28 protein-coding genes are annotated in these 23,579 nt (G+C 44.5%); 25 read left to right on the forward strand and 3 right to left on the reverse strand.

Annotation, left to right across the window (positions count from 1 at the left end; all coding sequences use genetic code 11):
• Window positions 1-5: 5 nt before the first annotated feature.
• From map to UWK_RS10400, 25 genes are all read left to right on the forward strand, one after another.
• On the forward strand, window positions 6-809 hold the full coding sequence (map, locus tag UWK_RS10285; RefSeq protein ID WP_228130009.1) for a type I methionyl aminopeptidase: 804 nt from the start codon (window positions 6-8) through the stop codon (window positions 807-809).
• Between the two features lie 81 nt (window positions 810-890).
• Window positions 891-1,127: a translation initiation factor IF-1 gene (gene infA / locus UWK_RS10290; RefSeq protein WP_015404302.1), complete on the forward strand. Its 237-nt coding sequence runs from the start codon at window positions 891-893 to the stop codon at window positions 1,125-1,127.
• 12 nt (window positions 1,128-1,139) lie between these two features.
• Window positions 1,140-1,253: a 50S ribosomal protein L36 gene (gene rpmJ, locus UWK_RS19025; RefSeq protein WP_015404303.1), complete on the forward strand. Its 114-nt coding sequence runs from the start codon at window positions 1,140-1,142 to the stop codon at window positions 1,251-1,253.
• A 61-nt stretch (window positions 1,254-1,314) separates the two neighbouring features.
• Window positions 1,315-1,677, forward strand: coding sequence for a 30S ribosomal protein S13 (rpsM, locus tag UWK_RS10295; RefSeq protein ID WP_015404304.1), 363 nt, complete (start codon window positions 1,315-1,317; stop codon window positions 1,675-1,677).
• 22 nt (window positions 1,678-1,699) lie between these two features.
• Window positions 1,700-2,095 (forward strand): 30S ribosomal protein S11, encoded by a 396-nt coding sequence (gene rpsK, locus UWK_RS10300; protein ID WP_015404305.1) that lies wholly within the window; start codon window positions 1,700-1,702, stop codon window positions 2,093-2,095.
• A gap of 164 nt (window positions 2,096-2,259) precedes the next feature.
• Window positions 2,260-2,889, forward strand: coding sequence for a 30S ribosomal protein S4 (rpsD, locus tag UWK_RS10305; protein ID WP_015404306.1), 630 nt, complete (start codon window positions 2,260-2,262; stop codon window positions 2,887-2,889).
• A 56-nt stretch (window positions 2,890-2,945) separates the two neighbouring features.
• Entirely contained in the window at window positions 2,946-3,995 is a 1,050-nt protein-coding gene (locus UWK_RS10310; protein WP_015404307.1) for a DNA-directed RNA polymerase subunit alpha, read from the forward strand.
• Between the two features lie 57 nt (window positions 3,996-4,052).
• Window positions 4,053-4,439 (forward strand): 50S ribosomal protein L17, encoded by a 387-nt coding sequence (gene rplQ, locus UWK_RS10315; protein WP_015404308.1) that lies wholly within the window; start codon window positions 4,053-4,055, stop codon window positions 4,437-4,439.
• A 94-nt stretch (window positions 4,440-4,533) separates the two neighbouring features.
• Window positions 4,534-5,304 carry a YkgJ family cysteine cluster protein gene (locus UWK_RS10320; RefSeq protein ID WP_153304884.1) on the forward strand — a complete coding sequence of 257 codons (771 nt, stop codon included), beginning with the start codon at window positions 4,534-4,536 and terminating at the stop codon, window positions 5,302-5,304.
• Window positions 5,305-5,536: 232 nt separating this feature from the next.
• Window positions 5,537-6,319, forward strand: a complete 783-nt coding sequence (gene rpsB, locus UWK_RS10325) for a 30S ribosomal protein S2 (protein WP_015404310.1) — start codon at window positions 5,537-5,539, stop codon at window positions 6,317-6,319.
• 327 nt (window positions 6,320-6,646) lie between these two features.
• On the forward strand, window positions 6,647-7,240 hold the full coding sequence (tsf, locus tag UWK_RS10330; protein WP_015404311.1) for a translation elongation factor Ts: 594 nt from the start codon (window positions 6,647-6,649) through the stop codon (window positions 7,238-7,240).
• 71 nt (window positions 7,241-7,311) lie between these two features.
• Window positions 7,312-8,025: a UMP kinase gene (pyrH, locus tag UWK_RS10335; RefSeq protein WP_015404312.1), complete on the forward strand. Its 714-nt coding sequence runs from the start codon at window positions 7,312-7,314 to the stop codon at window positions 8,023-8,025.
• 49 nt (window positions 8,026-8,074) lie between these two features.
• A complete protein-coding gene (gene frr / locus UWK_RS10340) occupies window positions 8,075-8,629 on the forward strand; it encodes a ribosome recycling factor (protein WP_015404313.1) in 555 nt (184 codons plus the stop codon).
• Between the two features lie 117 nt (window positions 8,630-8,746).
• Entirely contained in the window at window positions 8,747-9,493 is a 747-nt protein-coding gene (locus UWK_RS10345; RefSeq protein ID WP_015404314.1) for an isoprenyl transferase, read from the forward strand.
• Window positions 9,494-9,496: 3 nt separating this feature from the next.
• Window positions 9,497-10,288, forward strand: a complete 792-nt coding sequence (locus tag UWK_RS18540) for a phosphatidate cytidylyltransferase (RefSeq protein ID WP_015404315.1) — start codon at window positions 9,497-9,499, stop codon at window positions 10,286-10,288.
• 5 nt (window positions 10,289-10,293) lie between these two features.
• Window positions 10,294-11,454 carry a 1-deoxy-D-xylulose-5-phosphate reductoisomerase gene (locus tag UWK_RS10355; RefSeq protein ID WP_015404316.1) on the forward strand — a complete coding sequence of 387 codons (1,161 nt, stop codon included), beginning with the start codon at window positions 10,294-10,296 and terminating at the stop codon, window positions 11,452-11,454.
• A 31-nt stretch (window positions 11,455-11,485) separates the two neighbouring features.
• A complete protein-coding gene (rseP, locus tag UWK_RS10360; RefSeq protein WP_015404317.1) occupies window positions 11,486-12,565 on the forward strand; it encodes an RIP metalloprotease RseP in 1,080 nt (359 codons plus the stop codon).
• Window positions 12,562-13,290, forward strand: coding sequence for a tRNA (adenosine(37)-N6)-threonylcarbamoyltransferase complex dimerization subunit type 1 TsaB (gene tsaB / locus UWK_RS10365; protein ID WP_015404318.1), 729 nt, complete (start codon window positions 12,562-12,564; stop codon window positions 13,288-13,290). Before rseP ends, tsaB begins: the two co-directional genes overlap by 4 nt.
• The gene (gene ispG, locus UWK_RS10370; RefSeq protein WP_015404319.1) at window positions 13,287-14,357 is read left to right on the forward strand and encodes a flavodoxin-dependent (E)-4-hydroxy-3-methylbut-2-enyl-diphosphate synthase; all 1,071 of its coding nucleotides are present in this window, start codon (window positions 13,287-13,289) and stop codon (window positions 14,355-14,357) included. The genes tsaB and ispG overlap by 4 nt, the downstream gene beginning before the upstream one ends.
• Window positions 14,358-14,359: 2 nt before the next feature.
• A complete protein-coding gene (locus UWK_RS10375; protein WP_015404320.1) occupies window positions 14,360-16,072 on the forward strand; it encodes a proline--tRNA ligase in 1,713 nt (570 codons plus the stop codon).
• Window positions 16,065-18,260, forward strand: coding sequence for a RelA/SpoT family protein (locus UWK_RS10380; protein WP_015404321.1), 2,196 nt, complete (start codon window positions 16,065-16,067; stop codon window positions 18,258-18,260). Before UWK_RS10375 ends, UWK_RS10380 begins: the two co-directional genes overlap by 8 nt.
• 73 nt (window positions 18,261-18,333) lie before the next feature.
• Window positions 18,334-18,609 carry a type II toxin-antitoxin system Phd/YefM family antitoxin gene (locus UWK_RS10385; protein ID WP_041916392.1) on the forward strand — a complete coding sequence of 92 codons (276 nt, stop codon included), beginning with the start codon at window positions 18,334-18,336 and terminating at the stop codon, window positions 18,607-18,609.
• Between the two features lie 12 nt (window positions 18,610-18,621).
• Complete coding sequence (locus UWK_RS10390) at window positions 18,622-19,086, forward strand: Smr/MutS family protein (RefSeq protein WP_015404323.1); 465 nt, start codon at window positions 18,622-18,624, stop codon at window positions 19,084-19,086.
• Window positions 19,087-19,217: 131 nt separating this feature from the next.
• Entirely contained in the window at window positions 19,218-19,931 is a 714-nt protein-coding gene (locus UWK_RS10395) for an FKBP-type peptidyl-prolyl cis-trans isomerase (protein ID WP_015404324.1), read from the forward strand.
• A 357-nt stretch (window positions 19,932-20,288) separates the two neighbouring features.
• The gene (locus tag UWK_RS10400) at window positions 20,289-21,089 is read left to right on the forward strand and encodes a nitroreductase family protein (RefSeq protein ID WP_015404326.1); all 801 of its coding nucleotides are present in this window, start codon (window positions 20,289-20,291) and stop codon (window positions 21,087-21,089) included.
• Here the strand turns inward: UWK_RS10400 and UWK_RS10405 are convergent.
• The 3 genes from UWK_RS10405 to UWK_RS10415 are packed head-to-tail and all read right to left on the reverse strand — an operon-like array spanning window position 21,076 to window position 23,573.
• Window positions 21,076-21,729 carry a hypothetical protein gene (locus tag UWK_RS10405; RefSeq protein ID WP_015404327.1) on the reverse strand — a complete coding sequence of 218 codons (654 nt, stop codon included), beginning with the start codon at window positions 21,727-21,729 and terminating at the stop codon, window positions 21,076-21,078. The two genes, UWK_RS10400 and UWK_RS10405, sit on opposite strands and share 14 nt — an antisense overlap.
• Before the next feature lie 9 nt (window positions 21,730-21,738).
• Window positions 21,739-22,491 carry a hypothetical protein gene (locus UWK_RS10410; protein WP_015404328.1) on the reverse strand — a complete coding sequence of 251 codons (753 nt, stop codon included), beginning with the start codon at window positions 22,489-22,491 and terminating at the stop codon, window positions 21,739-21,741.
• Complete coding sequence (locus tag UWK_RS10415; RefSeq protein WP_015404329.1) at window positions 22,491-23,573, reverse strand: LptF/LptG family permease; 1,083 nt, start codon at window positions 23,571-23,573, stop codon at window positions 22,491-22,493. The genes UWK_RS10410 and UWK_RS10415 overlap by 1 nt, the downstream gene beginning before the upstream one ends.
• Window positions 23,574-23,579: the final 6 nt, after the last annotated feature.

Genomic DNA, 23,579 nt, shown 5'->3' on the forward strand with positions numbered 1-23,579 from the left:
AAATTGTGAGCAGTAGTTCAAGTGGACAGCAGGCTTCAAAGCCAATTTTGGTTAAAACCCCTGATGAGATTCAACTCATGCAGGATGCTAACCAGATAGTTGCTGAAGTGCTTTGTTTGATGCAAAAAACAGCATCACCTGGTATTAGCACTTATGAATTAGATAGAATGGCCGAGGATTTGTGCCGTAAACGTAATTCTATTCCTGCCTTTAAGGGATACCACGGATTTCCAGCTAGTCTATGTGTTTCTATAAATGAAGAAGTTGTTCATGGAATTCCATCTCGTAAGCGGAAGTTGAAAAAAGGTGATATTCTGTCAGTTGATTTTGGGGTGCGTTATAAAGGTTTTTTTGGCGATTCAGCTGTAACCATCCCAATAGGGAAAGTTAAACCTGAAATTAATGAATTGGTTTTTGCTACTCAACAGTCTCTAGAGCTGGCAATTGAGCAAGTTATAATTGGAAACAGGATCTCAGATATCTCTAAAGCTGTTCAGAGTTATGTTGAATCAAAGGGATACTCTGTTGTTCGCCAGTTTGTAGGGCACGGAATTGGAAGCTCGCTCCATGAGGGGCCTGAGATTCCTAACTATGTTCAAAGAGGTCAGTCTCCACGACTTGTTGAAGGCATGGTAATTGCCATTGAACCAATGGTTAACCTTGGAACGCACAGAGTTAAAGTACTTCGGGATGGGTGGACTGTTATTACAGCCGATAAAAAACCATCTGCTCATTTTGAGCATTCTGTAGCTGTTACCGCTGATGGGCCCCTGGTCCTCAGCAATAGAGACAATTTTTCGGGTCATTAATAAAAACCTTCTCTTTTGTGGGTGGATAGTTTATTATAGTCCCTTTTTCGATCGGTTTGTGTTCGTTTTAGGAGTGTATTTATGGCCAAAGAAGAAGCCATTGAAGTAGAAGGTACCATTATAGAACCTCTTCCAAATGCTATGTTTCGCGTGGAATTGGACAATGGTCACAAAGTTCTTGCTCATATTTCCGGTAAGATGCGGATGCATTTCATTAAGATTTTACCCGGAGATCGTGTTACCATAGAACTTTCCCCTTATGATCTTACAAGGGGGAGGGTTACATTTCGGGCAAAGAACAATAAAAAGAAAAAATAAGAGAGTTGTCACATGAAAGTCAGGTCCTCTGTAAAAAAAATGTGTAGTGAGTGTAAAGTATTTAAACGCAAAGGCGTGGTCCGGGTCAGCTGTAAAGTTAAAAAGCATAAACAGCGTCAGGGATAAACATCTCATATTGAGACAGGCAATATAGAAAATTGTCACTTTATTTAAAGGAGTACGTATTTTGGCACGTATAGCGGGAGTCGATCTTCCAAAAAACAAACATATGGATCGCGCACTAACATATATCCATGGTATTGGCCTTACATCAGCCAGGGTAATACTTGATAAAGCCGATTTACCACACACTATGAATAGTGATGATCTTGGTGGAGAGGATGTTACTCGTATCCGAAAAATTATAGAATCTGAATTTACTGTCGAAGGTGACAGGCGTCGTCAAGTGTCTATGGATATAAAACGACTTACTGACCTTGGCTGTTATCGCGGTCGTCGCCATCGGATGGGTCTTCCATGTCGCGGGCAAAAGACTAAAACAAATGCCAGGACAAGAAAAGGGCCACGTCGTGGTGCTGGCCGTAAATAATATATTGAAACAGGTGTGAATTATGGCTGCAGCAAAACGTGCAGGAGTAAATAAAAAAAGAGTAAAGAAGAACATTCCTGAAGGAATCGTTTTTATTTATTCTACTTTTAACAATACCATTGTTACTATTTCTGACAAACAGGGAAATGTTATTTCCTGGTGTTCATCGGGAGTATTAGGGTTTAAAGGATCTCGTAAATCGACTCCATTTGCAGCTCAGAAAGCAATGGCTGAAGCAGCAGAAAAGGCAGCTGAACATGGATTGAGGAAAATAGAAGTCCGTGTAAAGGGACCTGGTCCTGGCCGAGAGGCAGCCTTGAGGGCATTGATAAATACACGATTTGAAGTAAGTAAGATTGTTGATGTGACTCCCGTCCCTCATAATGGATGCAAGCCGCCCAAACGTCGTCGTGTCTAATAAACTAGTTATAACGAAAGTTTGTTGACCCCAAACGGGGTAGGAGTACCTTGGTACTTGATATTTAAATTATTATTTAAAGTTTCTCCTTTAAATTACTTGGATATTCAAAAATATTTTAAGGGTTTGAAACAAAAAATATATTATCTTAATCGGAGAAAAAAGTGGCTAGATATACAGGAGCTGCCTGTCGTCGTTGTAGACGTGAAAATATAAAATTATATCTCAAGGGTGATCGCTGTTATTCAGACAAGTGTTCCTTCGAGAGAAGAGCTGTTGCGCCCGGTCAGCATGGTCAATCCCGCTTTAAGAAGGTTTCAGACTACTGTGTTCAGCTGAGAGAAAAACAGAAAGTAAAAAATATCTATGGCATGCTCGAAGGCCAGTTTCGCAACTACTTTCATAAGGCGGATCTGCAAAAGGGTATAACCGGTGAAAATCTGCTTGTCATGCTGGAGCGTCGTCTGGATAATACCATTTTTCGTCTCGGTTTTGCTTCTTCAAGAAAACAGGCCAGACAGCTTGTTCGTCATAATCACGTGTTGGTAAATGATAAAAAGGTTAACATACCTTCATTCCTGGTTTCCGTTGATGACGTAATAAGTATAAAAGAAAAGAGTAAGACCAATTCGTATCTTGTTGAAAGCATGGAAGCTGTCGCCAGACGTGGGATTCCATCATGGCTGGAGCTTGATAAAAACGCATTCAAAGCTACGGTTAAGGCTCTGCCTAATCGCGATGAGATTACCATGCCGATTCAGGAACAGTTGATTGTAGAGTTGTACTCTAAATAATCATTCTAAATACTCTGTTTCGGTAATCATATTGCAAACAAGAAGGTAGGAAACATATGACTGGAACTTCTGAAGATACACTCCCTATTTATCGCAACTGGCATGAACTTATTCACTCAGAGCCAATTGAGGTAGATAAGGCTAAGCATACAAATACCTATGGAAAGTTTGTTTGCCAACCCCTTGAACGAGGGTTTGCTACAACGATAGGTAATTCATTAAGGCGCATATTGCTGTCATCCATTCAGGGAGTAGCAATTACAAGTGTAAAAATTGATGGCGCTCTTCATGAATTTACCTCCATGGAAGACGTAAAAGAAGATGTTAGTGAGATTGTAATAAATCTCAAGCAGGTACGTCTTCAATTAAATTCCGATGAAAGCCAGACGGTTGTCATTGAGAAAAAAGGCCCTGGTGAAGTAACTGCTGCTGATATTGTAGGAAACGGGATCGTTGAAGTTATGAATGAGGACCAGGTGATTTGTACTCTCACCGGGGACAATGAATTCAGGGCGGAACTGACCGTTGAATGGGGTAAGGGGTATCAACCTGCCGAAAAACAATCTAAGGATGAACTTGCCATTGGTCAGATTCCTATAGATGCTATTTTTACTCCTATACGTCAGATTCAATATTCTGTGTCAAATGCCCGTGTCGGTCAACAGACTGACTATGATAAACTTACTATTGAAGTCGAAACCGATGGCAGTTTGAAACCTGAGAATGCGTTGGCTTTTGCCGCCAAGATTCTTAAAGAGCAACTATCACCATTTATTAATTTTGATGAGGCTGAGGTTGAGCCTGAAACAAATGAAGAAGATAGTCGTAAGGTTGTGCCATTGAATCCTAATTTAGACAAACCAGTTGAAGATCTTGAACTCTCTGTTCGCTCAGCTAATTGTCTGAAAAATGCAGATATAAATTTTATTGGTGAACTCACTCAAAAATCCGACCAGGAGATGTTGAAGACCAAAAACTTCGGTCGTAAATCGTTGAATGAAATAAAGGCACTTCTAACTGAAATGGATTTAACTCTTGGGATGAAAGTTGACAACTGGACCCCACCAGAAGTTACTGAAGACAGTGACGATAATACAGAGTTATAGAGAAGTTATTAATATTGATCAGGACCTGATTAGAGGGATTGAGCAGAGGATAGAATTATGAGACATAGAAAAACTGGAAGAAGACTAGGTCGTACTACTTCACACAGATTGGCAATGGTACGAAACATGGTAACTTCTGTTTTTGAACACGAACGTATTGTTACGACTACTCCTAAAGCCAAAGAAGTTAGAAAGGTCGTAGATAAAATGATTACTTTAGCCAAACGTGGTGATCTTCATGCCAAACGACAGGCTTTTAGTTTTATTCAGTCTCGTGACGTAGTTGCAAAGTTATTCGATGAAATCGCAGGCCAATATTCTGACAGAAATGGTGGATACACTCGCATCATCCAGACTGGTCACAGACGAGGCGATGCTGCCCCCATGGCAATACTCGAACTTGTCAATTATTCAGAAGAGATTGGTGAAGAGAACGATAATTAATCCGTCTCTCTTCTCGTGATTTTTTCCAGGCTGATATGAATTTTTTCATATCAGCCTTTTTTTTTATGCTCATCAAAGTCTCATGAAAAATACTATGAAAGAAATTACCAAAAATTTTCCAGAAGGTATGGAACCACTTGGAAAAAAACAATTTAAATTCCGTTGCCATGATGGTGTAGATTGCTATATGATTTGCTGCAGGAATGTGGACATGTTTCTTTATCCCTATGATATCCTGCGTCTTAAGGAAGCTTTGAATATCACTTCCCAAGAATTTATTGAGCAGTATGTTCGAGTTGTTAAGGGGGTAGCTCACCCGTATTTCCCTTCAGTTATGCTTCGCTTAACAGATGATGAGAATAAGGCCTGTCCTTTTTTGAGCGAGATTGGGTGCAGTGTATACAATAACAGACCATCGGCCTGCAGAACCTATCCACTCGAACGTGGAGTTGATCGTTCACCAGAAAAACGTGTTGCCCATGATTTTTATTTGTTGACCAGTCATGACTATTGTCACGGTCATAAAGAAGAGAACTTCTTTACTGTGAAGGAATGGATACGCGATCAGAGATTAGAGGATTACAATATGATGAATGATCTCTGGGCCGAAGTTGATACAATTTTTTCAGAAAATCCTTGGGCCGGTGAGGGGATTGGTGGTCCAAAACAGCAGATTGCATTTACGATATGTTATGATATAGACAATTTCAGGATAATGGCTGCAAAACATAATCTTATCGAACGGTTTCTTATTCCTCGTGCTCAAAAACGTAGAATTAATGAGTCTGATACTGAACTTCTCAAATTCGGTTTCGAATGGTTGAAAAATTTTCTAGGCCAACCATCTTCTCTCATCAGTAAATAAGATAACCAGTATCAATGTTGAAAATGAGGTTTTTTGATGCAATGTCTCGCAATAACTTGCGAGACTTTTTTTTGCATGGTAATAAGGAGAGTTGGTAGAAGCAGTTTTAGCCGTTTTTTTTGCATAGGGCAGAAAAAACACAATTCACACATCTCACCGTGTTCCGGTGTCATTCTCTTTAAAAAAAGGATGATGAAGGAGGGATGGACGTTTAACCGGATAGGAGAAAATAATGACAAAAGTCACTGTTAAGGAAATGCTTCAAGCTGGTCTTCATTTTGGTCACCAGACCAGACGCTGGAATCCTAAGATGAAACCATATATCTATGGGCCGCGTAATGGCATCTATATAATCAATCTTGATAAGAGTAAAAAACTGTTCGATACCGCCAGCAACTTTGTTGTTGATGAAGTGAGCAAAGGTGGAAATATCCTTTTTGTAGGAACTAAACGTCAGGCAAGAAATATAGTAAAAGAAGAGGCTATTCGTTGTGGAATGCCTTACGTGGATCATCGCTGGCTAGGTGGAATGCTCACTAACTTTCAAACTATTAAGAATTCTATTGAGCGCCTCAAAACCATTGAGTCGATGCAGGAAGATGGCTCCATTAATCGTTTTCCTAAAAAAGAAATTTTGTTGATGGGGAAAGAGCGTATCAAGCTTGAGCGCAATGTCGGTGGAATTAAAAACATGCGTAATACACCTTCAGCAATTCTCGTAATTGATCCTAAAAATGAGACTATTGCAATTAATGAAGCAAAAAAATTAAGAATTCCGGTCATTGCCCTTGCTGACACCAACTGTGATCCCGATGGTATTGATTATATTATTCCCGGTAATGATGACGCCATTCGTTCTATTCGTCTCATTTGCAGTCAAATCGCCGAAGGCGTACTTACCGGTCAGGCCGCTCGTGATGGTGAAGATGCAAGCGATGAAGCTATGCTTGCAGCAATGGCTGATGTTGGAGCTGAACAGGAAACAACAGAAGTCGCTGAAAGCACAGAAGCTTGAAAGTAATGTGATGTCTGAATCATCACTAGCGTGTTGATACAATAAAGGGGCTTTGTAAGCCCCTTTATTGTATCAACATTGCCCAATTTTGTATCTAAGAAATTCTTCCGATATTTTAATGAAAGAATTTTTTAATTATACTTATATCCTTCAGGGGATACTGAAAACCGATACTGGTTTACTACCCTTTTACCGGTGTTGGTTAAGTGATTGTATGGGGATGCTTCCCTGCGCCAGATTGACTGATCTGGCAATTTAGGAAAAATTACTCTTAGATGTTTAGGGTTTTTAAAAATACACTTAGTGCATCGAATCTGGAGATATGTCATGAAAATTAATGCTCAAATGGTAAAGGATCTGCGTGATAAAACTGCTGCAGGTATGATGGATTGCAAAAAGGCACTTAATGAGACTGACGGTGATATGGAAAAAGCCGTTGATCTCCTTCGTCAGAAAGGGCTTGCTGTTGCCGCCAAGCGTGCTGGACGTGCTACAAGTGAAGGTACTATCGAAACGTATATTCATGCAGGTGGTAAAATTGCTGCTATGGTTGAACTCTCCTGCGAGAGTGACTTTGTCGCAAAAACTGACGCTTTTGTAGAATTTGCCCGCGATCTTGCCCTTCATGTTGCAGCGGTCAATCCTGTTGCCATAACCCGTGAAGAAATTCCAGAGGATGTTCTTGCTCGAGAAAAAGATATTTATGTTCAGCAGGCACTTGATTCAGGAAAACCTGAAAATATAGTCGAAAAAATGGTTGGTGGGAAGATGGAGAAATTTATCAAAGAAATCTGTCTTCTTGATCAACAATTTGTAAAAGATCCAGATTTTACTATACAGGAACTCATTACTGATCTTATTGGAAAAATGGGTGAATCCATTTCCATAAAGCGTATTGCCCGTTTTCAGGTTGGTGCTTGATTCTGCCGTATTCACATCAGCTGTTGATGCACTGATATGAATCTTTTATCTCTATTGCTTTCGGAGTGGCTATGGAACTGAAGTATAAAAGGATACTCTTAAAACTGAGTGGCGAAGCCCTTATGGGGGATGATTCCTTTGGTATTAATACTGAAGTTCTTGGTGAAATATCATCACAAATTAAAGAGATAATGGATCTTGGAGCGGAAGTCGGCATAGTTATCGGTGCTGGAAATATTTTCCGTGGGGTCAAGGGTGCAAGTCAGGGAATGGACAGAACTGCCGCAGATAACATGGGAATGCTGGCCACTGTAATTAATTCACTTGCCATGCAGGATGCGCTGGAGCGTGGCGGTGTGGTGACACGTGTTATGTCCGCTATTCCTATGCGGCTTGTCTGTGAGCCGTATATCCGTCGCCGTGCTGCCAGGCATCTTGAAAAAGGGCGTGCAGTAATTTTTGCCGCAGGAACTGGAAATCCTTATTTTACCACCGATTCTGCCGGTGTGCTTCGGGCACTGGAGATTGATGCTGATATTATTATCAAGGCAACTAAGGTTGATGGCGTCTATGACAAGGATCCCGTTCTTCACGCTGATGCTGTAAAGTATGAGAAACTTACCTATGACGAAGTTCTTAGTAAAAATCTTCGCGTCATGGATACTGCCGGGATAGCACTTGCTAAAGAGGATAATAAGCCGATTATGGTATTGAATATGACTCAACCTGGGAATATTCGTCGTGCTGTTTGTGGAGAGGCACTTGGCACTCTAATAGGAAGTTAAGTCGATATGAATTGAGCGAAAAACCAGTAATGCAACAGGAGATTTAGGCATGAGCGATGTGATTTTTGAAATGGCCGAGAAGATGGAAAAAAGTGTTGATACTTTTAAAAATGAGCTCTCCAAGGTTCGTACCGGTAGGGCTTCCATCTCACTGCTGGACGGGATTTCTGTTGATGCCTATGGCTCACAAATGCCACTCAATCAGGTAGCCACCATGACCATTCCTGAAAACAGAATGATAGCTATCCAACCGTGGGATCCACAGATGGTGCCTGCCATTGAAAGGGCTATCCTGAAATCGAATCTAGGGTTGGCCCCTCAAAACGACGGAAAGGTGATCCGCCTGACTATTCCCCAACTCACCGAGGAGAGGCGTAAAGAGCTTGTCAAGCAGGTGCGTAAGGTTGCCGAAGATTTCAGAGTTGCGGTGCGCAACGTGCGCCGTGAAGCCATTGATGCTCTGAAACAGCAGAAGAAGGATAAGGAGATTTCAGAAGATGATCTTTTTAAACTTCAGGACGATGCTCAAAAAGAAACTGACACCTACGTTAAGCAGATTGATCAGGTAACTGAACATAAAGAGAAGGAAATGATGGAAATCTGATCTGATTCCTGACGGAAGGAGCATGCGGGCATCTCGGTTTATGCTATGCCAGGCTTTTCCTGTCCTGAGGTTATTCTTTTTTTATGCTCCCCCCTTTGCAGAAGTAGACGACATACTATGTCTGTACGACAATCTCTTGATCCTGACCATATTCCACGTCATGTTGCCATCATTATGGATGGTAATGGACGCTGGGCCAAAAGGCAGCTTAAGCCTCGGCTTTATGGGCATAAGGTAGGCGTCGATTCCGTTCAGGCGATAGTTGAGTGTGCGGCTGAGTATGGTGTTGAGGTTCTCACTCTGTATGCTTTTTCAACAGAAAACTGGAAACGTCCAGCAGATGAAGTTGGTGGATTGATGGGACTGTTGAAAAACTACCTCCAAAAAGAACTGTCTCAGATGCTCCAAAACAATATCCGACTGACCTGTATTGGAGATATCGAAAAGCTTCCTAAGGATGTTCGAGAAGTTTTGAATACAACAATTAAAGAAACGGCAGGAAATACCAAGCTTACTCTCAATCTTGCACTGAGTTATGGCGGTCGTTCCGAACTTGTGCGTGGTGTTCGCATGATTGCCAGAGAGGTGAGTGAAGGACAATATGCACTTGATGATATAGATGAGAAGCTTATTGATTCTCATTTATACACAGCAGGGCTTCCTGACCCGGACCTTCTTATCCGTACTGGTGGTGAGGCAAGACTTTCCAACTTCCTTCTATGGCAGGCATCCTATGCCGAAATATATTTTACGGATATCATGTGGCCTGAGTTTCGTGAGGATGCGTTTCTCCAGGCTATTGTGCAATATCAAAGTCGTGAAAGGCGCTATGGCCAGACAAGCGCCCAGGTTAAAAGTGGGTGACAGATGAATCGACTGATTCCAGGACTTGCTCTTGCTGTATGTTGGTTACTTCTCCTCTTGAAAGGATCCACTCTCTTTTTTGCATTTGTTCTTCTTGCTGGTCTCATTATAGGGGCATATGAGTACGGAAAAATGGCCCTTGGCTCCGGATCATTTTTTCAGTCTGTATCCCTAACTCTCCTTACCATTCTTCCTCTTCTCTCTGTTTGTTTTTCTCCCCGGCTTGGTATTCACGGGGGGCTTGTCGTTTCTTTTCTTCTTCTTTCTTTCTGGACTCTTGCACTCTATAAAGAAGATTTTGACAGCTATGCATTCTTTAGTAAATGTTGTCTTGGCCTGCTCTGGGTTGGTTTTATGGGCGCTCATCTTCTGATGATCCGACAACTTCCAGAGGGGAATTTCTGGCTTCTTATCCTCACCGGAATTACAGCAGGTTCCGATTCCGGTGCATATTATTCAGGACGCGCTTTTGGCCGACACAAATTGAGTCCTTTGATTAGTCCCAACAAGACTATTGAGGGTGCCATAGGCGGAATTATAACTGGTGTCGTTGTTGCTGCACTCCTTGCTCTGCTATTGTTAGAGAATGTTCCCTGGGGATTTGTACTTACAGCCTCTGTTTTTCTTGGAATCGTTGGCATCTGTGGAGATCTCATTGAGTCCGTTGTGAAGCGTGCAACGGGAACCAAAGACTCTGGAACTATCTTAGGAGGCCATGGTGGAATCCTGGATCGGGCCGACTCGATTCTCTTTGGTGCTCCCGCCCTCTATTATCTCCTGTTTATATTTTCCTGATCGATATGAAAACACTCTCCCTTTTAGGTTCCACTGGTTCGATTGGCTGCAATGTCCTCGATGTCGTTCGCCGTTTTCCCGGACTCTATAGAGTAGTTGGTCTTGCTGCTGGAATAAATATTGAGAAACTTATTGAACAGGTGTTGGAATTTGATCCTGAGCTCATCTCCTGTGCTGACAGGCTGGGTGCTGAACAGTTGATCCATTCACTTCCTCCACAGTACAAGGATCGGATTTGCCATGGAAGCGAGGGCTGTCAGGAAGTCGCTGCCATTCCTTCGGCCGATATGACAATATCAGCAATTGTTGGGGCTGCCGGACTTCTTCCAACCCTTGCCGCGATTGATGCAGGGAAAGATATTGGACTGGCCAATAAGGAAACTCTGGTTATGGCAGGAAAACTCGTCATGGATCGCTGCAGGGAAAAGGGTGTTCGGCTCCTTCCCGTTGATTCGGAACACAGTGCCATTTTTCAGGCACTTGATGCAGGACATCGCGAAGATGTGGCTAAAATTATCCTGACTGCATCGGGGGGGCCTTTCAGAGAAAAAAAAATTCAGGAACTACAAACTGTCAGCCCGGATCAAGCCCTGGCTCATCCAAACTGGGACATGGGACGCAAGATATCCATTGATTCTGCCTCCCTTATGAATAAAGGGCTTGAGGTTATTGAGGCTAAGTGGCTCTTTGGTGTCTCTGTGGATGAAATCCAGGTGGTTATTCATCCTCAATCCATTGTTCATTCACTTGTTGAATTTCAAGATGGATCAGTCATTGCCCAGCTGGGCATCCCCGATATGCGGATCCCCATAGCCTACGCTCTTTCCTATCCCCGCAGACTTCCCATGTCCTTACCTGGGTTAAACCTTGCGCAGTGCTCGAATCTCGAATTTCATGACCCTGACTATGAGAGATTCCCTGCACTCTCTCTTGCTTTTACTGCTATCAGAAAAGGTGGAGTACTGCCGGCTGTATTGAATGCAGCAAACGAAGTAGCAGTTTCTGCCTTTCTGGATGAGAAAATTTCCTTCCTTGATATTGCCGCAACAGTGGCTACAGTTATGGAACAGGTGCAGGATGGGAGTGAAGACAAGCTCGATGATATCCTGGCAGCAGACCGTCAGGCACGTGATGTTGCAAGTACAATTATAGCAGCGAAACCCTGAAACGATCCACTAACCAACTCTTAGGTTTTATATGAATACCCTTGTTTCATTTATTGTCTGTTTAGGCATACTTATTTTTGTCCACGAACTTGGCCATTTTCTCTTTGCAAAGCTGTTCAAGGTAAGAGTATTGAAGTTTTCTCTTGGCTTTGGGCCGAAGATATATAGTAAGACTGTCGGAGAGACCGTGTACCAACTCAGTGCTCTGCCACTTGGCGGCTATGTGAAAATGTTTGGAGAAAATCCTGACGAGCAGGAAGAGGTGGACAGTAGTGACAGAGATGCGTCCTTTGCCCACAAAAGTGTGGGGCAACGCTTTCTGATTGTCCTCGCCGGTCCTGTTTTTAATCTTTTGTTCAGTCTTATTCTTTTCTTTTTCGTCTTCTTTTTTATGGGTCTGCCGGATAGCCGGGATACTACGAAGATTGGAGAGGTAACCGCTGATTCTCCTGCCGCTGAAGCTGGTGTGTTACCCGGTGATACCATTCTCACTATCAATGGCCATGCCACTGAGCAATGGATGGATGTTTTGAATCTGGTGAAGGATTCCAGGGGGGAAGCTCTACATTTCGTACTGGCACGTGATAACGAGGAAGTTGCACTTGTGGTTATTCCTGCCATTCAGCCTGTGAAAAATATCTTCGGAGAAAAAGTCGAAGAGCGCTATATGATTGGTATTGTAAAGGCTGAAGAGCTTTTTTATACTCCAACTGGACTGGTCGGTGCTTTTCAGGCTGCCTGTGCCCAGACCTGGATGTATATTAGTCTCACGGTTCTTGGATTTGTAAAACTGATACAACAGGTTGTACCTGTCTCAGAGCTTGGTGGTCCCATTCTCATTGCCCAGATTGCCGGAAAACAGATGCAGGCCGGCTGGATCAACTTTGTTTTTTTTACTGGACTGCTCAGTGTGAATCTAGGCATTTTGAACCTGTTGCCCATTCCTGTTCTTGATGGTGGCCACCTGATGTTTTTGAGCTTTGAAGCTATTCGCCGTAAACCCATGAGTGAAAAGATGCAGATTTTTGCTCAGCAGCTTGGTATTGCATTTCTGGGAGTTGCTATGATTTTTGTCTTTTATAACGATCTGGCAAGGATTTTTGGATCGTGAGCAGTGATGGCCCTCTTATTCTTGCCGTTGATACGGCAACATCATGCAGTTCTGTAGCGCTGACCAGAGGAGATATCCACGATGGTGAGTTGCTGGCAATGCTCACCCTCAACAGTAAGATAACCCATTCCAGACGTTTACTGACTGCGATAGACTGGCTCCTTCATGAAAACGGAGTCGACACCAATGCGATTGATGGCCTGGCGGTCGGTCTTGGGCCCGGATCATTTACCGGATTACGCATTGCAATGGCAACTGTAAAAGGGATGGCCATGGCCATGAAAAAACCCTTGCTTGGATGTTCTACCCTTGATGCATTGGCCCTGAACTGTTCCGGCGATAAGCCGCTCTGTGTTGTATTGGATGCGAGAAAAAAAGAACTTTACCGGCGGTGGTATAGAAAAGATGCTCTGGGCGTTTTTCGTTCCCAGGGAACCATTCAGGCACTTGCTCCCATGGAGCTTATAGCGGAAGTTACGAAACCAGTTTTGATGGTTGGTGACGGCCTTTTGAGTTATGGAGAGTTTTTACGGGAAAGTCTCGGGGATGATATGACCATGGCACCTCTTTCACTGCACTATCCGTCAGCGGCGGCAACGGGATTTCTTTGCTGTGAAAAGTTGACTCAGAACGAAGTGATGGACCTGGATTCTGCTGTTCCTCTGTACGTTCGGGCATCCGATGCAGAACTCAGCCTGGTGAAGAAAGAGGCACAGGGAAAATGATAGTGAGAAGAGAGACTCGGAAAATTCACGTTGGTGGTGTTCCTATTGGTGGTGGCAGTCCCATTGCGGTGCAGTCCATGACGAATACCGATACCAGGGACATAGAAGCAACTGTTACCCAGATAGAACGACTCCAGGATGCAGGATGCGAAATAGTCCGGGTTGCCGTATTGAATCAGGATGCAGCCACGGCAATTCGCTCCATCAGGGACAAAATCGCTATACCATTGATTGCGGATATTCACTTTGATCACAGGCTGGCAGTGGCTGCCATGGAAAATGGTGCTCAAGGGATTCGTATTAATCCTGGGAATCTTGGAGGTCCGGAAAAACTTGCCCGGGTTGTTGCTGCAGCAAAAAACCACAAGGTTCCCATTCGCGTTGGTGTGAACTCCGGTTCTATTGAAAAGGATCTTTTGAAAGAATTTGGTTATCCCTGTGCTGAAAAACCCGATGCTCTTATAGAAAGTGCCATGCGTAATGTCCGTCTTTTGGAGGAACAGGGATTTGAAGAGATAAAGATTTCCATAAAGTCCTCGGATACCTTAACAGCCATCAGCGGCTATCAGCAGTTGTCAAAACTTACTGATTATCCGCTCCACCTTGGAGTCACCGAGGCGGGCGGATTGATTGCAGGAACTGTCAAATCAAGTGTTGCGCTGGGGATACTGCTCTATCAGGGAATAGGGGATACCTTTCGTATTTCACTTACCCGGGATCCGGTTGAAGAGATTCGGGTCTGCTTTGAACTTCTTCGCTCATTGAAGATCAGGGAGCGTGGTCCGGAGTTAATCTCCTGTCCGACCTGTGGCAGAACCCAGATTGATCTTTTTTCCATTGCAGAAGAAGTGGAACGCTATGTCCAGACTATGACAAAGCAGATCAAAGTTGCTGTTATGGGATGTGTGGTTAACGGCCCAGGAGAGGCCAAAGAGGCTGATATCGGTCTTGCTGGTGGTAATGGTGTAGGCATTATCTTCAAAAAAGGCGTGTTGTATAAAAAAGTTAAAGAAGAAGATCTGCTGGAGACTTTTCTGGCGGAATTGAAAAAAATAGAAGGTTTATAGAGATGAGATTTTCCAAATCACTGATTCCCACACTTAAAGAGACCCCTGCAGAGGCAGAGGTTGTCAGTCATCGCCTCCTGTTGCGAGCTGGTTTTATACGAAAACTCACAGCAGGTATTTACACCTACCTTCCCCTTGGCCTTGCTGCCATTAGAAAGGTAGAGCAAATTGTACGAGAAGAGATGACACGGGCAGGGGCTCAGGAACTTCTCATGCCCATGGTTCAGCCGGCAGACCTTTGGCACGAAACGGGTCGCTATAAGAAATACGGGCCCGAATTGCTTCGTTTTGTCGACAGGCATGATCGTGAATCCTGTCTTGGTCCAACCCACGAAGAAGTTATCACTGATCTGGCGCGGCGTGAAATCCGATCTTATCGTGACCTTCCCATGAATCTGTACCAGATACAGACAAAATTCAGGGATGAGATCAGACCTCGATTTGGGCTGATGCGTGGTCGTGAATTCATTATGAAAGATGCATATTCCTTTGATGTTGATGATAGTACGGCAGAGGAATCCTATCAGTGCATGTATGATGCCTATAAAAGGATATTTACGCGTTGTGGACTGGAGTATCGCCCCGTCGAAGCAGATTCAGGAACCATCGGAGGGAGTTTCTCCCATGAGTTTATGGTCCTGGCTGACACCGGTGAGGACACCCTGGTGATCTGTTCCGGTTGTGACTATGCTGCTAACAGTGAAAAAGCCGTAGTTGCAGCACCTGGAAGAGACGAAAGTCCCATGCTCCCTCTGGAGAAAATGGAAACGCCCGGTAAGCGAAAAGTTTCCGCGGTGTGCGAATTCATGGGGATTTCTCCCAAAGAACTTGTCAAAACCATGGTGTATAAGGCAGGTGAGGAAGCCGTTGCGGTACTTGTCCGTGGAGATCGTGAGGTGCAGGAGGTGAAACTCAAGAACTTTCTTGGTGTTGTCGATGTTGAGATGCTTGATGATAAAGATGTCTTCGCTGCAACCGGTGTTCCAACAGGATATCTTGGTCCTGTCGGCATCAAGGTAAAGCTTCTGGTTGATAATGAGGTTGCGGCCATGTGCAATTTTGTGGTTGGTGCCAATGAAAAGAATCATCACCTGAAAAATGTGAACATGGGAAGGGATTTTGAGCCATTTGGCGTGGCTGATTTACGTCAGATCACCGTTGACGATCCGTGTCCCGTATGTGGTGGCGTCCTCACCATGAAAGAGGGCATAGAAGTCGGCCATGTATTTAAGCTGGGTACCGGATATTCCAAGGCTATGAACGCAGTTTTTCAGGACAGTGACGGCCAGGATAAACCCATGGTTATGGGATGCTATGGTATTGGCGTGAGTCGAATCGTGGCGGCTGCCATTGAGCAGAATCATGACGAAAATGGAATGATTTTTCCCATGCCTCTTGCTCCCATGCAGGTGATCGTTTTGAATCTCGGTTTGAAGAATGAGCAGATCACCGGGGCTGCAGAGGCACTGTATAGGGATCTGGAGGAAAAAGGAATTGATGTTCTCCTGGATGATCGGGACGAACGTCCGGGATCAAAATTCAAGGATGCTGATCTGCTTGGCATTCCACTACGTCTCACCGTAGGAAAACGTCTCACGCAGGATGGAGTCATTGAACTTCGATCCCGTAGAGATGGTAAGGTCGAAGAACTTGCACCGCAACAGGTGGTTGCAAGGGTACGTGAGTTAATAGAAGCAGCAATGATCAATGGTTGACAGCGAGAAAAATGATTTTATGGTGAGTCAGGATGGTCTGAAGATTCTGACCAGGACCTATCTTAATGGGATGGATCTCAGTCCCATTGATAAAGCTTGGGATCTTGTTGTCGCCACCCATTCTGATAAACAGCATTTCTCAGGGACCCCCTATCTGGATCATACCCTGCACGTTGCTTCCACCCTGGCCTCCATGCATCTGGATCTTGATACCATTGTGGCAGGCCTGCTCCATGGTGTCTTAAAAGAGGGTGTGGAGCTCGATGAGTTGCGAAAGCAGTTTGGTGAGAATGTGGCCATCATTGTTGATGGCTGTACTCGTATCACCAATGTTCACTATAATTCCAAACTGACTCACCAGGCCGACAATGTCAGAAAAATGCTCCTGGCAATTGCAACTGATGTCAGGGTATTGCTCGTCAAACTTGCCGATAGACTCCAGGATATGTGTCTGCTTGATACGGTACCGTTAGAACGTCAGCAGGAGATAGCACGGGAAACCAAGGATCTGTACGCTCCACTTGCCTCTCGTCTAGGCATTGACTGGATGAAGCGGGAACTGGAGGATCTGGCATTTCAATATCTGCATCCCAGTGAATATCTTGACCTGGTCACGAATCTGGAAAGTTCTCTTGAGGAACGGCAGAGGTATGTGGACGAGGTTATCTCGATTTTCCATGAAAAACTTGCTGCAAGTAATATAGAACCCACCCGTATAATTGGTCGTCCCAAGCATCTTTACTCCATCTATAAAAAACTGGTTGCCCAGAAAATCCCGTTGGAACGCGTCTATGACAAGGTAGCCTTTCGTATTATTGTGGACAGTATCAAAGACTGTTACGAGGCACTCGGCGTAATTCATGCAAACTGGTCACCTGTCCCGGGACGTATTAAGGATTTTATTTCTGTTCCCAAATCGAATAATTATCAATCCATGCATACAACTGTGATCGGGCCGCGAGATCATTTTATTGAGATCCAGATTCGTACGGAAGAGATGGACCGTATTGCCATGGAAGGTGTCGCTGCGCACTGGGCCTATAAAGAGGGCCAGAATGCCTCTGCCAGTGATACCAGGCTGTTTACTGAACTGAAAAGTCTGGTGAAGACGCTTCAGGAGGTTGATGATCCAAGAGAATTTCTGGAATCAGTTCATGGCGAGTTGGATACTCCTGAGGTGTATGCACTTACTCCAGCCGGTGAAGTAAAAGAGTTACCGACGGATTCCAGCCCCATTGATTTTGCCTATGCAATTCATACCGAGGTCGGTGATCACTGTATCGGTGCCAAAGTGAATGGCAAGCTTGTCCCCTTGAAATATATGATTCAGAATGGGGACATCATAGAAATTGTGACATCCAAAAACCAACGTCCCCGTAGGGGGTGGCTTGAACTGGTAAAAACCAGTCGGGCACGTTCCCGGGTACGTTCGTGGCTCCGCCGGGAAGACCGAGAAAAAGCTCTTAATCTTGGCCGTGAAATTTGCGAAAAAGAACTTAAAAACTACGACACCACCTTGAAAAAAATGGTGAAGAGCGGTCATGTGAAGCTCCTGTTAAGGGATCTTCACTGCAACTCTTTGGAAGATATGCTGGCTAAGGTCGGCAGTGGGACGATCACCATTCCTCATCTGATCAAGACTCTTCAGCCTCCGGAAATCAGAAGGGAAGAGGAGGAACGAAGGCTCAGTGAAAGCGGTCACGTTGGTGATACGCAGACAGCAGTCTCTCCTGAGCGTAAGAAGCTGATCCCTGGTTCCGCTATCCATATTGATGGGATTGACGATATGATGATAAAAATCAGTCGCTGCTGCAATCCTGTCCCGGGTGATCCCATCATTGGCTTTATCACTAACGGCCGGGGAATTTCTGTTCATAAGGCAGAATGTGCCAATCTCCTTGCGACAGATTCACAGCGCTGGATGGATGTTGAATGGTCAAGTCATCAGGACAGTGGGCATCGGGTTGAAATTCAGGTCAGTGCCGAGAATAGCAAGGGAATATTTGCTGCCATAAGCAGCGTGATTAGTGCCGATGATGCTGATATTGTTGAGATAACAGCTAAGACAACCCCTGCTGATACAGCAGATCTTCACATAGCCGTCGAGGTTGAGGGGCTGGAGCATCTGCAGCGAGTTCTCCAGCATCTCCGTCAGATCGAGCAGGTTATAACTGCCAGGCGTGTCTGATAGAGTGACAGGGCACAATCGAAGTCAATTAGCATGGTCCCAGGTGAACATGAACTGCTCAAGGGGGAAGAGAGTGAAAGAGAATATTACTGCAATGTATGCCAGAAAAAATTTTGGTCGTTTGCTGGATAAAACGGCTCTTCTCGGTGAATCCTATGTTATTGAACGGGCGGGGCGTCCCATGGCCGCTCTTGTCTCAGTTTCCCGCCTTGAGGATTTACAGGCCGGTGGTGTGGCAATGGGAGGGGCTCTTGAAAAGCTCATAAAAAAGATTAAAGATCCCAAATCAAAAAAGCTGGAGAAGGCTATAGCTGAAGCCAGATCTGCTGCAGCCGATCTTCTTCTGTAATCAATCTGTCTCATGCACTCCTGTAATATCTGTGGCAATGAGATCGATTTTCGAACTGTACGCTGTCCTTACTGCGGAAATGATCAGGAAATTGAAAGTATGGGGCACGTCAGGCCCGAAAAGAAGATTTTCCGTTTAAAAACAGTCAATCTTGAGCAGGGATTACCCACGGTGGAACAGGCCCTTAACCGGCTTAAGAATGAAATTAGCACAGCTCGTTTAGAACAAATTACTGTGCTCACGTTGATTCACGGGTATGGATCCAGTGGAAAAGGTGGAATTATACGTCTGGAGTGTAGAAAAACTCTCCAGTATCTTTTGAGCGGTGGAGAAATAGAAGCCGTTGTTTTTGGTGAGGAATTCAGCCACCGTCAACCCTCTGTGAAACAATTGTTGCGTCGATTTCCGGAGCTTTTACGCAATCCTCATCTGAATAATCATAATAAAGGTATCACCCTTGTGGTCCTGCTGCCCTGAGGGGGACTTATTTTTGTATCATCATTATTGACCTTGCAGGATAGAAATGAGTGGTTACGTGTTAATGGGTTAGCATGATAATGGTAACCTCTATTGCTATAACTAAAATTGAAATGTGAAGGAGTTCATAGATGAAGCGATTTGCCGGATTAGCCCTTGTTATCAGTCTTTCTGTCCCAGCTCTTGGTTTTGCAGTCGAGACCGAAATGAGTGAACTGAAAACATTTAAAGATAAACTCAGCTACAGTCTGGGCGTTGATATGGGAAGTTATTTGAACGGAATAGGAGAAGAGCTTGATTATGAAAAACTCCAGCTTGGCTTAAAAGACGGCTTTGAGGGAAATCAAGCTCTTTTGACACCTGAAGAAATGGAGAGTGTGCAGAAGGAATTTGCCGAAAAAATGAAGGCAGAGCAGGAAGCTCAATTGAAGGCTTTGCAGGAAAAGAATAAAACAGATGGTGACGCCTACCTTGCAGCAAATAAAGCAAAGACAGGAGTGATCGTTACAGAGAGTGGTCTTCAGTATGAAGTTTTAAAAGAAGGAAGCGGCGCTGTCCCTACCGCTGAAGATACGGTAACGGTTCATTACAAAGGTACCATGATCGACGGAAAAGTCTTTGATGATTCCAATGCACGGGGAGAGGCTGCAACCTTTGGTGTTACTCAGGTCATTCCCGGTTGGAGTGAAGTGCTGCAGTTGATGAAAGAGGGTGCAAGCTATCGTGTTGTTATTCCACCGTCTCTGGCGTACGGAGAGCAGGGCGTACCTCCAATGATTGAGCCAAATTCCGTTCTCGTATTCGAAGTCGATTTAATCTCTGTTGAGAAAGCTGAAAAGCAATAAATCCGACTCTGCTAACATTTACCTTTCAGAGGTATATAATGGTTAAAAAAAAATGTTGTCAGAAGATAAAGAAAAAAGGATATTGTTGTTCGAGTTGTCCTTTAGTTGACGCACCCAAGAAGACAAAGAAAAATTCTGAGAAAAAAGATAAAAAGAAGAAAAAGAAAAAGTAGTGTGGACTTTTCCTTCAACTGCTAAGCCTCGAAACATTTTGTTTCGGGGCTTTTTTTTTTTTGCTCTTTTTATATATGTTGTCGGCAGTCGAATGATTGGGGTAAGTATGTCAGCGACAGCCGCACATTATCCTTAACTCTGAAAGTTGCCACTTGAGCTATTTTATTAATATTTGGAGTGTATATGAAGATTAGCCTTACTATCGATCAGGAAACCTGTAAAAAATGCTATTCCTGTATTGCAGAATGTCCCTTCGACCTTATTAATCAGGACCAGGAGGGCTATCCTCAGTTGCGCAAAGCTGCGGTTAAACGATGTATCCGTTGTGGGCATTGCATGGCTGTCTGTACGGTCGATGCACTCGATATTTCCATATCACCCCTAAGTCAAAGTATATCCGTGGATAAAACGCTGCTGCCGAGCCCTGATTCGGTAAAGCATTTTCTTGAGAGCAGACGCTCTATTCGTACCTATAAAAAGAAGATTGTTGAGCATTCTATTCTCGAGCAGATCCTGGATGTCAGTTGCTATTCGCCAAGTGCTCATAACTCTCAACCAGTTCACTGGATAATGGTTGAGGATCCCGCAAAAGTAAAACGTATCGCCGGAATGGTTGTTGATTATATGCGTGATATCAAGATTTTTCCTGGACTGATTCGTGCCTGGGACCAGGGGGTTGATAAGGTTTTACGTGGGGCACCTCATCTTGCCGTTGCTCATGCTGCCCCAAAGGGGAGTGAACATATTGTTGAGGATTGTACCCTGGCCACGGCATATCTGGATCTTGCTGCGCACAGTCATGGCATCGGCAGCTGCTGGGCAGGTTTTCTTGTGCAGGCTATTCACTTCAACTACCAGCCGGTTATTGACGAACTTGAGCTTCCTGAGAATCATAAAGTGTATACAGCGCTGATGCTTGGGTATCCAAAATTTCTCTATCGCCATATCCCTCAGCGAGATCCAGTGAACGTTACCTGGAGGTGACGGAGGTGGTAGCCTGGAGTCCTTCTAAAAGTACAAATCGTCCTAAGGAGACCACGGGGCAGGGGAAAGAACCAACAAAAAGAGGGTTGTCACAGAGCCCACCGGAGAGGTAGAGTTTTTCTGGACGTTTGGCAAAATTGTAGGCATTAATGGCAATGCCTTTAACAAATTTTGCAACGGCTGCCTCTTCACTTTCACCCGTTACCACTGCATCAAAGATGTGGCTCATTCCCAAAACACCACAGGTCACGGAAAAGGAATTCTTCGGGATTGCCATGCTGGCAAAGTCCAGGGTGTAGTATTTTTCAAGCAGTTCGATGGTGAAGCCCATGGAGGCACCACATTCAGCATTCCAGCCCATATCTTTTATCTTCCCATCACTGTAGGCAACATATTTAATATCTCGACTACCGCAGTCAAGCAGAGTGAAGGAATTTTCCTCAATCAGGCGCAGGCCTCCACGTGCAAGGGCCGTGAGTTCGTTAACATATTTGGTGGCGTAGCGTTTACCGTTGTGGCCTGTGGCTATGTCGACCTTCAGCTTTTTGTCGATTGAGCGGGTGGGGATCAGGCAGGGCGGGGCTGTTGCGTCTGTTTCCAACAGCTTGCAGTAGGATGTTCCAAAGTCGGCTAGTAACATGGGTCTGCGTTATAGTCCTGAAAGTTCCAGAAATGCCTGGATTTTTGCCTTGGCGCTGTTCCCGGCTGTCACGTCACAGTCAAGATAGAGACCATGGGGATGTTTGCCTGCAAGATGTCGGGCAAGGGCAGTTTTTGCACAGAAAGATTGGGCGAAGAAGACCGTGGGAATGTCGGGGTTGAAATGGAGTTCCAGATCAAGATTGTCCGGGGTTTTATTTTCCATACAGCGTGTCCACCCGTAAACATGGGTGGTATCAGGAAAGAGATTAAGCAGAGAAAAGTCCCGTGGTGGCACTCCCCAGAATCCTGCCGTAGCAGTGCAGGGTGAAAAAGATTGATATGCATTCGGGTTTTGCACTGAAGCAGTGATTGCTGCTATCTTTTGTAAAAGCGGCATTTTCGTCTTGCATAGAGGTGTTCCGAAATTCTTACTATCGTCGTTTCTGGTTCTGATGACTTCACAGTCTGGCAGGATGTCTTCAAGAACCGTTGCTGTGTGAACGGCGCAGTCACATTTTCCGGCTCCGGTGTCAATATAAATGATGTCCGGTTTGATTGCGATACTGTTGGAGATCACCGTACGCAGGATACCGCAATAGACTCGAGGCAGGAAGGGAGAGGCCGTTTCAATGTCTATTTTTCCCTGTGGCTCATCAAGGTCAAAGACTTCAAAATCTGGGCCAGCAAGCATTTCCATGATGGTAAACGGGGGAACGCCAACAATGCCTGCACGCTTTTTTGTGACGGAGACAGGAGGCATCAGGTCCCCTGCTTGTGTAAAAGAAGGAACCCGCTTACTCCAAAGATGATATGAATGAGCATGGCCGCAAGTAGGGGGGACAGGTACCCGACTCTGGCAAGCGACTGTAATGCTCCCCATATTCCCCATGCGACGAAGGCGATACCACAACTTGCAGGGATGGCGACGGAGAGATCTTTGCCCCATTTTTTATAAGAGAGAAGGAGTATGGGCAGGCCTAAAAAAAGGAGAGGGATGCCGAGTAATGTATAGGACAGTCTGCTATAAAAATTCGTTTCGGCCACCGCAGTTTCGCTGGCGGTTTTTTGTTCTTGAGTGGCCTGAAAAAGCTCGGTCAAAGAAAGTTCTGCTGACTGGTATTTGGGAACAAAAAAGAATTCCGGGCTTTCTGGAAAATCAAACCTTTTCTTTGTGAAGAGGGTGGTACGGTAATCGTTGGGGTTAATATTTCTCTGGATCTGGCCATTTGTTAAGTGCCATCCTTTTTTGTCCCATACTGCCTTGTCCGCAGCTATAAGGGTTTCCAGCCTGTGATCTTTGTCCCAGCTGGAGTAGGAGAAATAGAGAAAAAGATTTTTGTCGGGATAGGGCCTGGCAAAAGAATAAAACCCCTCCACCCCCTTATAGTAATACCGACCATTACGAAAAATACCAAGGGGCACCATACCTCTTACGTCCTCGTACCAGATGGTGTTGGTTGCCGCTATGGTACGCGGCAAAACCCATTGGGCCATGGCAAGGAAGAGGATGGTGGAGATTATCGAGCCAATGAGGATGGGCTTAACAATCTTTCGCAGGTGGATACCGCTGGCCATCATTGCGGTGAGTTCCTTATTATTGCTAAGCATTCCAAGAGTGATTACTCCAGAGAGTAAAATCAGGATCGGGCCCAGCATGTCAACGATAAAGGGGATGCTCAAAAGAAAAAACTTAAAGACGAGACCCATTGATTTCCCGCTTTCCATGAAGTTGTCTATTTTTTCAAAAAAGTCGACAAGGATGTAGATGGAAATGAAAGCAGCAGCCACGATAAAGAAAGTACGGGCAAACTGGGCCAGGATGTATCGATTTAGAAGTATCACAAAAAT

The sequence above is a fragment of the Desulfocapsa sulfexigens DSM 10523 genome, assembly GCF_000341395.1.
Taxonomy (GTDB): Bacteria; Desulfobacterota; Desulfobulbia; order Desulfobulbales; family Desulfocapsaceae; genus Desulfocapsa; species Desulfocapsa sulfexigens.